Origin of the sequence: Inquilinus sp. NPDC058860, from assembly GCF_042743185.1 — a bacterium.
In the GTDB taxonomy this organism is placed as follows: Bacteria; Pseudomonadota; Alphaproteobacteria; order DSM-16000; family Inquilinaceae; genus Inquilinus.
Genome location: NZ_JBHYMS010000070.1, coordinates 1 through 13,188 on the forward strand (window position 1 = coordinate 1; position 13,188 = coordinate 13,188).

Sequence of the window (13,188 nt, forward strand, 5' to 3'; positions counted from 1 at the left end):
GATCAAACGGATCGACGACTTGCTGCCATGGAATTGGCGGCCTCTCCGCCAGCTCGACCAAGCCGCCTGATCCGCGGCCATCAGCTCACGCGTACCAAAGAGCCATAGGCGGTCGCGTCCGCTTCGGGGAGCCGAGTTCGATGACCGCTTTTGGGAGCCTTCGGGGTGCTAGGTCGGCCGGGAAGGGCCCTATTTAGCCAGTTTGGTCGGCGGCCACTTTAGAGAACCCACGTCGGTGGCTGGATATGGCGCTCTCCCGCCGGGCTAGCCAGGCCGCTAATGAGCGGCTCGGGAGGAGAGCGGCGATCGGCTCGAGTGTAGTTCGTGGCTCATCAGCGAATGAGCAGGCGAGCTCGCCGCCGCCCAAGTCAGTGAGGGCCGGGCGCTGGCGACGCCCGGCGATGTAAGGACAACCGCCGCCTGAATCCCTGGCAGCGGCCTGCTCAGGCCTTGATGAAGTCGAGCAGATCGGGATTGATCACCTCGGCATGCGTCGTGCACATGCCGTGCGGGAATCCCTTATAAACCTTGAGCGTTGCCTTCTTCAGCAGCTTGGAGGACAGCAGCGCGGAGTCGGCGATCGGCACGATCTGGTCGTCGTCTCCATGCATGACGAGCGTCGGCACGTCGATGACCTTCAGGTCTTCGGTGAAGTCGGTCTCCGAGAAAGCCTTGATGCCATCGTGGTGCGCTTTGGCCCCGCCGATCATTCCCTGCCGCCACCAATTCTGGATCACCCCCTGAGACGGCTTCGCGTTGGGCCGGTTGAAGTTGTAGAAGGGGCCGCTTGCGAAATCGAGGTAGAACTGCGCGCGATTGGCGGCGAGTTGCTGCCGCAAGCCATCGAAGACCTCGACTGGAAGCCCGCCGGGGTTGGCCGGCGTCTGCACCATGATCGGCGGAACTGCGCCGATCAATACCAGCTTGGCGACACGACCCTGCGGCTGGCCATGGCGGGCAACGTAGCGGGTCGCCTCGCCACCACCGGTCGAGTGGCCGACATGAACGGCATCCCGGAGGTCGAGATGTTCGACGACGGCGGCGACGTCGCCTGCATAGTGGTCCATGTTGTGGCCATCGGCGACCTGGCTCGAGCGGCCGTGGCCGCGCCGGTCGTGGGCCACGACGCGGTAGCCCTTGTCAACAAAGTAGAGGAGCTGGGTGTCCCAATCGTCGGCGCTGAGCGGCCAGCCATGATGGAAAACCAGCGGTTGCGCGGCCTTCGGTCCCCAGTCCTTGAAGTAGATCTCAACGCCGTCGCTCGTCGTAGTCGTTCCCATGTTTGCGGTCTCTCCGGGTGTGGGGGTGAAGGGAAGGGGGCTCTGCGCCGAGGCCGGCCAGGGCGGGAGGGCGGCGAGCGCCGCAGCGCCAAGGCCGAGTGCGAGAAAGTCACGGCGATCTGAGACGACCGGCCTAGAGGTCGTGAATTCGGCCATCGAAGGACTCCGTTGCTTGCCAGATCAATCGAGACAGCACGGACGCGTGCTATGGCGGTGTACGAAGTTTGCAGCACGGAAACTGGGGCGCGACCTCATGGACGCTATGAGCGCGCACCCCAATCCGGCTCTAACTCACCATGCGGTCAGTAGTCCCAGAAGACCGGCACCCAACGGAAGGCGTCGCCGGCGACTGCCACCCGGCCGACGGACGGGAACGGTAGGTGGGTGGCCACCAGCATCTCGCCGGTCGCCGCCAGCTCCTGCAGCAGACGGACCCGGACGCGAGCCGCCTCCTCGGGGTCGTGCTCGAAGCCGTTGTACCATTCCGGGTGGTCGAACCCGACCGCGAACACGGCGTCACCGGCGAAGGTCAGCCGGTCGCCGCCGGACGCCAGGCGGACCACGCTGTGCCCGGGGGTGTGACCGCCGGTGCGTTGGGCGACCACCCCCGGCGCCACCTCGTGCTCCTCGTCGAACGTCCGCAGATGGCTGCCGTAGTCATCCATGAACCGCTTGGCGGCCGACCGAAGCGCGTCCGGGAACCCCTGCGGCATGGAGGTATGGGTGAAATCGGGCGATTCCCAGAACGCGACCTCAGCGGCCGCCACGTGGATCCGCAGGTCCGGACGCAACCGGTTCTTCACCCCGTCGACCAGCAGCCCGCCGACATGGTCCATGTGCATGTGGGTCAGCACAATATCGGTCACGGCGGAGAGATCGATGCCGGCGGCCTCGAGCCGCTTGATCAACTGCCCGGCGCGCGGCAGGTTCAGGTCCGGGTCCAGCCCCAGCCCGGCGTCGATGAGGATGGTCTTCCCGCCGCTGCGCACCAGCACGACGTTCAGCGACCAGTCGAACGCGTCCGGCGGTAGGTACATGTCGTTCAGCCAGGCCGCCCGGACGGCCGGCTCGGCGTTGTGTCCCAGCATCGCGGTCGGCAGCGGCAGCACGCCGTCGCTGACCACCAGCACATCGATCTCGCCGATCCGCAGCGCGTAGCGCGACGGAACCAATTCTTCGGGTGCGGGGCGTGCGGTGTTGTCGAGGTTCATTTCAGTCTCCTGCTGAGAGTTGCGGCTCATCTGGTTCATTTTTTGAAATCCTTGTGTTTGAACTTGGTACCCGACGATTGCTGCCAAAGCGGAGGCTTCGGCCGACGATGCTGCGTGGAGCGCAGCCCATGTCGCGAAGGCGCCTACAGGTCGGTGACACGTTCTGGATCGGCCGAGGCCAGGGCGGCAGCGCGCTGCGCCCGGGGCGGGTAGATCCAAACCGTGTTGATCTCCTGCTTGGTCTTCTTCGCTTGCTCGCCGACCATCTCGACCTTGCGGTCCCAGCCTCGGGTGAAGAGGGCACCGGCCTCGCCCAGGTCGAGACAGGTGACGTATGCCTTCTGGTGATACGGCTTGGTCGGGACTCCCAGGAGCTCGGCGGCGGCATTGTTGCCGGCAAAGGCGCCCATCCGCGTGGCGTGCTGGCACGACATCAGCGCGTAGTTGCCGAGATCGTCGCATGCTGCCCTGGCAGCATCGCCGGTGGCAAAGACCCCGTGCACCGAAGGCACGCGCAAGTCGCGGTCGACAAGCAGCCTGCCGAAATTGTCCCGTTCGGCCGGGATCTGTGTGGTCAACGGCGCTGCGCGCATGCCGGCCGCCCAGATCACCGTCGCGCTTTCGATGCGTTCGCCGTCGGCGAGCGTGACGCCGGACTCGTCCAGCGCCGCGACGCCGACACCGAGCCGCGTCTCCACGCCGAGCTTGCGCAGCGCGTCCTCGATGACGGGGCGGGGGCCTGCCCCCATGTCGTGGGCGATCGCATCGTTGCGCTCGACGATGACGACGCGCGTCTTGGCGCTCTCGCCGAGGATCGCACGCAGACGTGCCGGCATCTCTGTTGCCACCTCGATGCCGGTGAAGCCGCCGCCGGCAACAATGACCGTGTCGCGCCCGTGACCTGCCGGACGATCGGCCAGGCTGTGCAGATGCCGGTCGAGCGTGATCGCGTCGTCGAGCTGGTCGACGCTGAACGCGTGCTCGGCGAGCCCGGGAATATTCGGTCGGAAGAGCCGGCTGCCGGTGGCCACGACCAGCCGATCATAGGTGACCGTCTCGCGGGTGCCTGTGGGGGTAACGACTTCCACCGCGCGGGATTTGGTATCGATCGCCTCCGCGCGGCCCTGGGTGTAGACGACATCGATGGCCTCGAGGACGTCCTGAAGCGGGGCCATCAGTGTCTCGGGCTTCGGCTCATAGAGCCGCGGGCGAACGACGAGCGTCGGCTCCGGTGCCACGAGCGCGATCTCGAGCTCCCCGGGCGGGACGCCCTTGATGTCGCGCAGGCGGGCAGCGGAAAGTGCGGCGTACATGCCGGCGAAGCCGGCGCCAATGATGACGAGTCGCATGGGGTCTGCTCCTGTGGTTGAGTTTCTGGAAAGCGCGCGCCACCGTTGCCACTGCCAACAGGCGGCGAAGCTTTGGATCGACGATGACGCGAAGACGTGAAGCGGAGGCGCTAGGCCGTTATGAACGACGGCAGCTCGGCATTGACGACGTCAGCATGCGTCGTGCACTGGGCCCTGCTGGAGCGTCTCGCCGATCTTGAGCGTGCTCCGCTTCAGAAGCTTTGCCGAAGGTGGCGCGACGTCGGCGACGGGTGCGATCCGTTCGTCACCGCCGTGAACGACAAGCGTGGGCACGGTGATGCTCTTCAGATTCGGGTGACGTCGGTATCAGAGGATGCTTCGTCGCGATGTGGTCGCGAAATCGCTGGTGGTCCGGCCCATCATCTGTCTCCGTCTCGTCGTTGATGTGGGCGGAAATCTACCGAACCGGGTCCGCAGCCGCGCCAGAGCGATTGCCGTACTTGCAGCGCGATTGCTGCTAACGCGTGCGTCGCCGCCAATCGCTCGGGGTATCGCCGGTCAGCCGTTTGAACGCCGCGGCGAAAGCTGTTTGAGACGAATATCCGAGCGCGACCGCGACGGAGATGACCGATGCGTCGGTATCGCGCAGCATTGTCATGGCCTGCTCGAGCCGATGCTGGCGCAGCCAGGCATGAGGTGAAAGCCCGGTGCTTTCCTTGAAGGCGCGACAGAAGTGGAAGCGCGACAGGCCGGCATCCGAAGCCAGGGCAGCGAGGGATACGTCGTCATCGCTGTCGGAGCGCAGCCGTTCGATGGCGCGGAGCAGCACCTTCGGCGACAGCCCGCCCGTGGTCGGCTGGAATGTGGTTGTCGAGCCGGTGTGCGCAACCAGGAGGCGCGTGGCCAGGAGGTCGGTCAGCTGATGCCTGAACAGCGCATCCAGGGCCCCAGCGCCCTCCAGCGCATCAGCCGCGCTCAATAGCAATCGGGATGTGATCGGGTCGGGATGCGCCGTTCGCTCCAGGAGATCGGTCGCCGTGACGCTTTCGGCTTCCTCGGCAACGCGCTTGAGCGTTGTGTCGGGAAGATAGAGCTGAACGACGTCAACCGGTTTCGGGATATCCCATCGGGAACTCGATCCTTCGGGGATGATGATCACGACCCCGGGACGAAACGTTCCAATCGCGACCGATCTTCCCGACCGCCGCTCCATGCGCTGAATCGAGCCGTTGTAAGCCATGATGACGTGGTGGCTCATAGGCCCGACGACGTCGTGCAATGGTTCGTGTTTCCAATGGGTGATGCCGGCGCCGGAGGCGTCCAAAGCCATGCGGAATGGTGTGGTCCTGAGCACACGGGCCATCTCCACATCGGCAAGACGCTCCTCCGCACTTCGCGCGCTGCTTTGGCGGGCTTCGGGCGTGGCTGGCAAATCTTCCTGCAAGGGTGCGCGCAAGTTGGGCTTACTCACCGACAAGTGCTCGCATTGGGTTGAGGATAATCGGCCTGGGAGTGCCTTTGCGCTCGGTCAGTCGCCAAAACAGATACTCCGAGGCACGGCTCATCAGAATCGCAATTTTACGGCTCTGATTCATTTCGGATACAGAATGAATTTCGACGGCGACCACGAGAACCGATATGGAACGCTCGATGTCGTTCCGACTCGAGCGTTCGGTCGGAACTATAGAGTAAATCCACGCCGGACAGGCCGATTTGGACGGCGGGTTTTCGCGGCATCAAACGTCCGCAGCGAACCGCTCGTGGTCACGTCCGCTACAGGGAGCTGGTCTCTATGACCGGTTTCGGGAGTGTCTCGGGGCGCTGGGCTGGCCAGAAGGGCCTCTCCAGGCCGGCTTCGATTGCGCCGCTTTGGAGAAGCGTCGGAGATGGCCGGAAATGGCGCATCCGAGCCGTGCCAAGCCGGCGGGGAGGGGTGAGAAGCGAAGTCGCGACCGAGGTTGCCGAATGACCGCTTCCAAGGAAAGCAGACGTTCCGGTTGCAGTGCCGACGCCGGAGATAAGACAGTTATCGTGCGTCGGAAAAAATGTCGCGCGTTGCCCATACGAAAAGCCCAGATGCGTGCCCAGGAATCTCTCCTGGGTGCATCTGGGCTTTGGCGTTACGCTCAGATCACATGAAGCCGAGGACCCTCGGATATGGTCGATGCGACCAGATAGAGTTCAGATCGAGCCAGCCGGCGCAACGGCGGGAAAGTCCTGCTCGGGATCGAACGCGTTATTGAAAAAGTTTGTCAGCGAGTACATGGCCACCAGCGCCACGATCTCCATGACGTTCGCATCCGTGTAGCCGGCATCGCGGACGGCTTTCAGATCGGCGTCACTGACCTTGCCACGGGCCTCGATGACTTTGCGCGCAAACTGGATGGCGGCGTCACGCTTCGGATCACTGGCATGACCCTTCCGAGCAAGAATGATTTCATTGGCCGGCAGCTGGGCCATATGCTCGGCCGTAAAGCTGTGAACCGTCAGGCAGTAGTTGCAGCCATTCACTTCGGAGACAGCGAGGCCGATGCTGTCACGTGTCTTCACGTCGAGCGCCTTGCTCAAGGACCCGAGCAGGTTGGCCCATGCGTTGAACGCGATCGGGCTTCGCGCGAAGGTTGCCATCATGTTCGGGGTGAAGCCGATGCTCCTGGTGAACGTATCGAGAGTAGGCTTCGAATCGGCCGGCACCTGGTCCGGCTTCAGAGCCGCGGCTCTTGCCATCAGAGTCTCCACAAACTGCTGATTTCACGAGGAATCATACGAGATCCAGCACTTCGGCTACCGGACGGCGCGGCTTCTGCGGCCAGTTTCCCGGGCGTTCCGCCCCGACGGACAGCAGCATGACCGGCACCTCGTTCTCGGCCAGTCCGAACTCGCGCGCCACGGCTTCGGCATCGAAGCCGATCATCGGCGTCGAACCCAGGCCCAGCGAGCGGGCCGCATAGATCATCGCCGTCGCGCCGATGGCGCCGGAGCGCACGGCCTCGTCCCTCTGGCGCTGCGGGTATTCGAGATACAGGCCGCGAGCGGGGATTTCCCAATCCGGCACCATGGTTGCCGGCATGATGCCCGCTTCCACCAGCGGTGCCAGGCGCTCCGGTATCACGCTGGAATCGGCCAGTTGGCCGCAGATGATGAAGGTTACGGCCGCTTCGGTGATGGGGGGCTGGTTCCAGGCGATCGGCTTCAGCCGAGCCTTCGCTTCTGGCGTGCGGACGGCGATGAAGCGCCAGTTCTGCAGGTGGAAGGATGTCGGCGCGGTGGTGCCGATCCGCACCAGCTCGCGGATCTGGTCATCGCTCAAGGTGGCGGACGGGTCGTAGTACTTGGCGGCGCTGCGGCTCAAAATGCATTCGATGACGGCGTTGGTCATGGCATGTCCGTTGGTCATGGTGATTTCTTCGGTCAAGGGACGGATTGAAGTAAGAGCGGTCCCGTTCACTCTCCCGGAAGTGCTGCTGGGATGGAGCCTGTCCGGCATCTCATCCCAGGAGCGATGGATCGCATCCCGGGTCGCCCCAGGCGCGTGCAACAGGGCGCAGCCGGCCGTTCCGGACAGCGCCGGCCGGCTGCATGCATCGATAGGTGCGTGTCGTTTAAGACGCGTGCAGCTTAGGGACGGACGCGGATGATCGTCTTCCCCGGGCGTCGCTCGGTCGGGTTGAAGGCGGCGACGGCATCGTCGAGGGTCGAGACGATGCCGATATGTGGTCGCAATCGTCCGTCCCGCACCCGCTGGACGATCTCGCTCAGCTGGGCACGATCGGCCTCGACAACGAAATCAACCGCCAGGCCGTCGGTGGGCCGCACCTCGGCCGGCCCGACGATGGACACCAGTGTTCCCCCCGCTCGAAGCAGGCCTGCGGACCGCTTTCCGATGTCGCCGCCGATACCATCAAACACCAGATCGATGGCGCCGACGTCTTCCAGGACATCGTTGTCGAGGTCGACAAACTCCTGCGCGCCGAAGTCGAGCGCCGTCTGGCGGTCGGCGGCGCGTCCGGTGCCGATGACGTAGGCGCCGGCCTCTCGTGCGAGTTGGGTCACCATCGACCCGACCGCGCCGGCCGAGCCGTGCACGAGGACGCTCTGCCCCGTCTGAAGGCGGCCGTGCTCGAACAGCCCCTGCCACGCGGTCAGGCCCGAGATCGGCAGGCTCGCACCCACCGTGAAGTCGACATCGCCCGGCAGCGCAGCGAGGTTGCGTGCCTCGATCGCTGCATACTCCGCCAGGGTGCCGTCGCGATACCAGTCGGCGAGGCCGAACACCCGCTGTCCCACGGACAGTCCTGTCGTGCCGTAGCCGAGAGCGGTGACCGCCCCGGCCAGCTCGTGCCCGGGGATCGACGGTGTTCGGTCACGGTCGAGGCGATCGGTCCAGGTCGAGGGCCACGCCAGCTCAGTCGGGACGAACCCCGACGCATGAACCTCAACGACGACGTCGTTTATCGCTGCCTGCGGTTCGGGCCGCTCGGCCAGCTTCATACCGGCCGTTCCCGCCGCCTGGTCCGTCACAACGATTGCCTTCATCGTCCACCTGCCTGTGTGCGGTAGCTCGTCGTCTTCCGAATCCTGAAGCCACGCTGCCACTGGTGCTGGCGCCATGAAACCCCCGTCGGGCATCCCTGGACGGGCGGACACGCATTCCGGAATCCAGAGATGGCCGGCGCCGAGGATCAGAGCGTCAGGCGTGCCCGGATCTGGCAAAGGACCGGAAAAGGCGCGGTTGGGTCGCAACGTCGGATGTGCACGAGCTCATGCGGCTTGCTCTCGCCCTTTGCCGTTTCCGGTCATTTCTTCTGCCAAGCAGCGAGCTCAGCCAATGGTGAAAGCCCGATGAACACCTTGGACGAATGAACGACGGATGAACGGATGTCGCTGTCGGCATGCCCTTCTGAAGTCGCATGCCTGACGGGAGAGATGCCTCGGAGCGCAGTGTTCGGCTCAACCGCCCTTGTCACCCTCACCGTTGTTCGCGCGCTGCCGGTACTCGCTAGGATCGACACTGTAGGCTTTGCGGAATGCCCGCACGAAGCTTGAGCGGCTTTCGTAGCCGGCGTTGTAGGCCACGACGTCGACGGGGGCCGACGTCGTCGTGAGCTCGAGCGCCGCCTGCCGCATCCTGAGGTCCCGAAGGATGGCCATCGGCGACCGGCCGAAGGTCTCCGAAAACCGTGCCATGAACGCCGACCGGCTCAGACCCGCGCTATGTGCCAGGCTCTGGACCGTATGGGCGGCTCCCGGACGCGCCACCATGTCGGCGAATGCACGCGTGATCTGCCGGTCCGCCAGAATCGAAAACCGATCAGTCCAGGCGCGGGAGGACTTCATCGACCGTCTCACCAGGGCGACGATGACCTGCTTCAGCAGGGAAGCCGTCATGGCGCCCATGCCGATTTCCTGGGCGCAAAGCTCCTCGACCGCTTCGCGAAGCTTCAGGTCGATCTTGTCCGTCGGCTCGAATTTCTCGACCACGGGCTCCTGCAATTCGCGAAACAACCCGATAGATTGTCCGAAGGATGCGTTGAAGAAGCCGCAGATCTGGATGACCTCGGGCGGCTCGGCCGGCATCCCGATGCGCAACACGCCGTCATGCTGCTTCCAGCAATCGCGAGAGATGAGCCTCTTCGGGCCGCTGGCTCCGTCGACTTCGATCGCGAACGGGGTATTCGGAGGTTTGATGATGAGCAGATGGGGCTCGAGCGGCATCAAGGGCCCGTTGCCGATCGAGATTCGTCCCCTGCCGCTGACAGTGTAATGGATCGCCGGTGCGTCGATCGTCCCCATCTCGGCGCGATGGCCCGATGGAATCAGCATCTCGGTGAGCGCGATGACATCGATCTCAAGCGCACGCATGAGGTTGTTGAGGTCGGCGGTGGAGAGCTTCGAGGCAGAGCCGGCGATCAACGAATCGGTCCGCTCTCCCTGTCCGCTTCCGACCCGCGATTTGCTCATGTTCCGCATAGTAACCTGCTTACAAACTCAACCGTGAATCTGGTAAGTCGACTCATCTCTTCATACTTGAAGATCTTAAGGCACGCCGAAAGGACTCTCCGCTGCCGCCGTCCGGTTTAGATTTGTAGGTTGATCTGAGAGCGGGAGGGCGCGCTAGACATCTTCCGGAAGGCGAGAGTCGAGAGTTCGAAAGGTCATTGGGGCGACCATAACCGCCATGGTCCTGTTGCGACTCGATTTGGCGACCGATGCGCGGCGCTGCAGGCTGTATCAGCCCTTCGCTCGCCGTTCTCGCAATGATTGCGGCTCGTGATCGAGCCGACAGATGCTTGACATTCAACCGCGCGACGGTGGGGGGCGCTTCATAGTCAAAAGCTCCGTCACATCATGCCGATCATCTGCGGATGAGATCGCAACTGTCACGAATTTGCCGTCCGGGTATGTTTGGGCTTCATCGTAAAGCTGGACCAACTGCGAGCGCCAGAGATAACGCCGCTCCTCGAACTTCTCTCGCTCTGCTCCTCCCAGGACTACCACGGCGGAAAACCGCCTGTATTCCGGCAGGAAGGTGCAGAACGCCCTTGTCTTCTTGTAGCGCAGGGACCAGCCGCGTTTCTTGCCGCCATAGAGCCATTCCGGCGTGAAAACACCGGGGTAGAATTCCTCGATCCAGTTCTGCAGCTCGGCCCAATACTTGAACGCACCCGGTCCGATCCAGTCGCGGATAGTGCTGTCATCGGGCGGTGCTGACTTGTCGGTGATCCTATCTCCGATCTGGGGGCACTGTTCCATGCCGCTTTCCCTTCACCACAATTTCATCACGAACGATTCGGAAGATTTGGCGGCCCGCACATTGATCTCACGCCAAAGATGTGTCATCGTGTTCCCGAGGTTTGAATCTGTGTTGCGCCTGATACTTCTTCCGTTGCAGAGTCGGGAGTTCTGTCACGGACCTTGGCGCGTTGGCGAATTGGCTGTCAAAGCAGAAATCCGGCCCGTGGATTTGCGGACACGGAATAGGGACTCCCGGCACGTTCTTCTCTCAACTGTCCGCGGAACCGTTTCCCTACGAACCTTGGCTCCGCCAAGGCGACGGAGAAGGCTGGCCTGGAGCGCAAAGGGCTGCTTCGATGATGGATCATGCATCCAAACGTCAACGATGAGCCGCGTAACTGCTTCGCCTGTGCGAGGTCACGGTAGAGCTTCACTTGGCCCGTAACAGATCGACTCTGGCCATCGCGGCGCGTGTCCGCTTCGGAGATCCCAGCTCTACGTCTCCTATCGGCGCGGGCCGGCCGGTTCAGCCGGTAGGGATGAGAAAGGCAGAGAATGGTGCCGGGCGGGACGGGAGAGGCTCACTACTGCGCCCCGGCTTTTCGCCTCGCCAAGTCTAGCCTCCCGGCCTGGCTGAGGCTGCAGCGACGATATCGCTCTCATCGACGTTCGCAAGGACTGAGTGGGGATTTGGTCGAGGATGTCCGCTTTGGAGTTGCCGGCGCAGTGGCCGGAAATGGCGCGGGCCGGCCTGGGATAGGTGGCGTGATAAAGCGAACGAGGCCGTGCCGTGCCCCATCCCGAGAAGCTTCACTGCCAAGCGATCGAATAGACGACGACCGGCACGGGAAACCCCTTCATTGGCCGGGACCCAAGCTCGCTCACGCCGAATCGGTTGGGGAGCATGTCCCGAACAGTCTGTGAAACGAGAATCGAGTCTGGATCGGCGGACTGGCAAAGGCGTGCGGCCAAATTGACGGTGGTGCCGAACAGATCATTGCTGTCGGTGATTGGCTCCCCAGCGTCGAGCCCGATCCGCAGCCGGAGCTTCTCGGTGCTCGCAAGATTGAAGGCCTCGAACGCCCCCAATATGCCGCAAGCGCAATCCGCCGCCGCAACGACGTCGCCAAACGCCGCCATGATCCCATCCCCGGTGTGTTTGACTTCACGGCCCGCCCGTTCCTGCAGCGCTCGACGAACCAGAGCGTCGTGAGCGCGCACCATTTCCACCGCTCGGGCATTGCCAAGCCTTGTTGTCATGGCCGTCGAACCGACGATGTCGGTGAACATGACCGCCCGGAAGGCAGCGTCATGCGCCGTCGAGGTCGCCGGGCTTGCGGGAGATGGGTCGGTGACGCGGCCGAGAAAGGCCTCGACCGCAGAGAGATCAACGGCGATCACATCGACTGCCACATTGCCGTGGGCTTCCGCATGCACCTTCATCGCCGTCTCGATGTCCGGGGCGTCGATCAGGCAGAATCCCGTGCCGCGCGCTTCGTCAAACCAGTAGGTCTGAAAGCGCACCCCATAGCGTGACTGGAGCTCGAGGTCCTTGCGATGTGCCTCGGCGATATCAGCGGCCGTGAGTCCTCTGAGATCGTGCCGGTCCAGAAAGATCGGCATCGGCGCCTCCCTGTGCCACTCCGGGAGATAGTACGCTTTCGGGCGAAGATGCGGGAGATCCCCCGCGGTGGCGCACGCTTGACCGTGCTCACGGTGGGCCGTGGTGAATCCCCGGAGCTTCCAGGACCGTCCGCTCTGCGGGCCCATAACTATGTCGGCTTGTGGCGCGGGCCGGCCGGGAGGGGGAAAGATCCGCTCCCGGCAGGCGTGACACGTCGGGCGCTATACGCGCCCTTGCAAGTCCCTCAGAGGTCAAGTTGTTCGGAGATGCTGAGGGCATCGTCAACCTCAATGCCGAGGTATCGGACGGTACTTTCCAGCTTCCTGTGGCCAAGCAGGAGTTGGACCGCTCTCAGATTGCCGGTCTTGCGGTAGATCTGGGCTGCCTTGGTGCGCCGCATCGAGTGGGTTCCGTAGGCCGGACTGTCGAGGCCGGCGTCCGACACCCAGCCATGGACGAGGCGGGTATACTGGCGCGTTGAGAGATGAGACTTGCTCCGGCTGCGGCTGGGGAACAGGAAGCCTGCGCCTGAGCCGCGGTGCATCAGCCAAGCCTGTAGGGCCTTCCGTGTGTTGTCGGTCAGCTCGAACTGGACCGGCCGGGCGGTTTTCTGCTGGATGATGGTCGCACGCTCGCGGACACGCCCGCCGACCTGAACGTCTTCGACCCTCAAACTGACTAGGTCGCTGGCCCGGAGCTTGCTGTCGATCGCAAGGTTAAACAGTGCCAGATCCCGCTCACGACCATCGATTTCGAGCCGAGCGCGTATGGACCAGACATCCTTCGGCTTTAGCGGTCGCTTCTGTCCGACCAGCTGCCCCTTGTTCCACGGGATTCGCCGGCTTGCTAAGGGGTTTGGATCATCTGCGGTGGCCATGGCTATCACTCCTGGCCACCCTCCCGCCACAACGCCCGTCGATGCGAGCAGGCGGATAACGGTTCCCATCACCAGGGCCCGTAGAGGACTCTCACCTCCAAGTCTTCGGCCGGATACCACCCCGGCCAAACGGTGCTTGCACACCTCACGC

Annotated in this window: 11 protein-coding genes; all 11 read right to left on the bottom strand. The window is 63.7% G+C overall.

The genetic code is table 11. The features are described 5' to 3' along the window. Positions 1-443: 443 nt before the first annotated feature. Positions 444-1,280, bottom strand: coding sequence for an alpha/beta fold hydrolase (locus ACFW16_RS31520; RefSeq protein WP_380312871.1), 837 nt, complete (start codon positions 1,278-1,280; stop codon positions 444-446). Positions 1,281-1,582: 302 nt separating this feature from the next. After that, positions 1,583-2,491 (bottom strand): MBL fold metallo-hydrolase, encoded by a 909-nt coding sequence (locus ACFW16_RS31525; RefSeq protein WP_380312794.1) that lies wholly within the window; start codon positions 2,489-2,491, stop codon positions 1,583-1,585. A gap of 143 nt (positions 2,492-2,634) precedes the next feature. Further along, a complete protein-coding gene (locus ACFW16_RS31530; protein ID WP_380312795.1) occupies positions 2,635-3,840 on the bottom strand; it encodes an NAD(P)/FAD-dependent oxidoreductase in 1,206 nt (401 codons plus the stop codon). Positions 3,841-4,318: 478 nt separating this feature from the next. Further along, positions 4,319-5,272, bottom strand: a complete 954-nt coding sequence (locus ACFW16_RS31535; RefSeq protein WP_380312797.1) for a helix-turn-helix transcriptional regulator — start codon at positions 5,270-5,272, stop codon at positions 4,319-4,321. Positions 5,273-5,982: 710 nt separating this feature from the next. Continuing rightward, the gene (locus tag ACFW16_RS31540; protein ID WP_380312799.1) at positions 5,983-6,528 is read right to left on the bottom strand and encodes a carboxymuconolactone decarboxylase family protein; all 546 of its coding nucleotides are present in this window, start codon (positions 6,526-6,528) and stop codon (positions 5,983-5,985) included. 34 nt (positions 6,529-6,562) lie between these two features. Continuing rightward, complete coding sequence (locus ACFW16_RS31545; protein WP_380312801.1) at positions 6,563-7,216, bottom strand: nitroreductase family protein; 654 nt, start codon at positions 7,214-7,216, stop codon at positions 6,563-6,565. Positions 7,217-7,419: 203 nt separating this feature from the next. Then, a complete protein-coding gene (locus ACFW16_RS31550) occupies positions 7,420-8,337 on the bottom strand; it encodes an NADP-dependent oxidoreductase (protein WP_380312803.1) in 918 nt (305 codons plus the stop codon). Positions 8,338-8,751: 414 nt separating this feature from the next. After that, a complete protein-coding gene (locus ACFW16_RS31555) occupies positions 8,752-9,771 on the bottom strand; it encodes a helix-turn-helix transcriptional regulator (protein ID WP_380312806.1) in 1,020 nt (339 codons plus the stop codon). 327 nt (positions 9,772-10,098) lie between these two features. Further along, positions 10,099-10,554, bottom strand: a complete 456-nt coding sequence (locus ACFW16_RS31560) for a DUF3788 domain-containing protein (protein ID WP_380312808.1) — start codon at positions 10,552-10,554, stop codon at positions 10,099-10,101. A gap of 792 nt (positions 10,555-11,346) precedes the next feature. Then, positions 11,347-12,159: a nickel-binding protein gene (locus ACFW16_RS31565; RefSeq protein ID WP_380312810.1), complete on the bottom strand. Its 813-nt coding sequence runs from the start codon at positions 12,157-12,159 to the stop codon at positions 11,347-11,349. Between the two features lie 245 nt (positions 12,160-12,404). Next, entirely contained in the window at positions 12,405-13,037 is a 633-nt protein-coding gene (locus ACFW16_RS31570; protein ID WP_380312812.1) for a tyrosine-type recombinase/integrase, read from the bottom strand. Between the last annotated feature and the right edge of the window lie 151 nt (positions 13,038-13,188).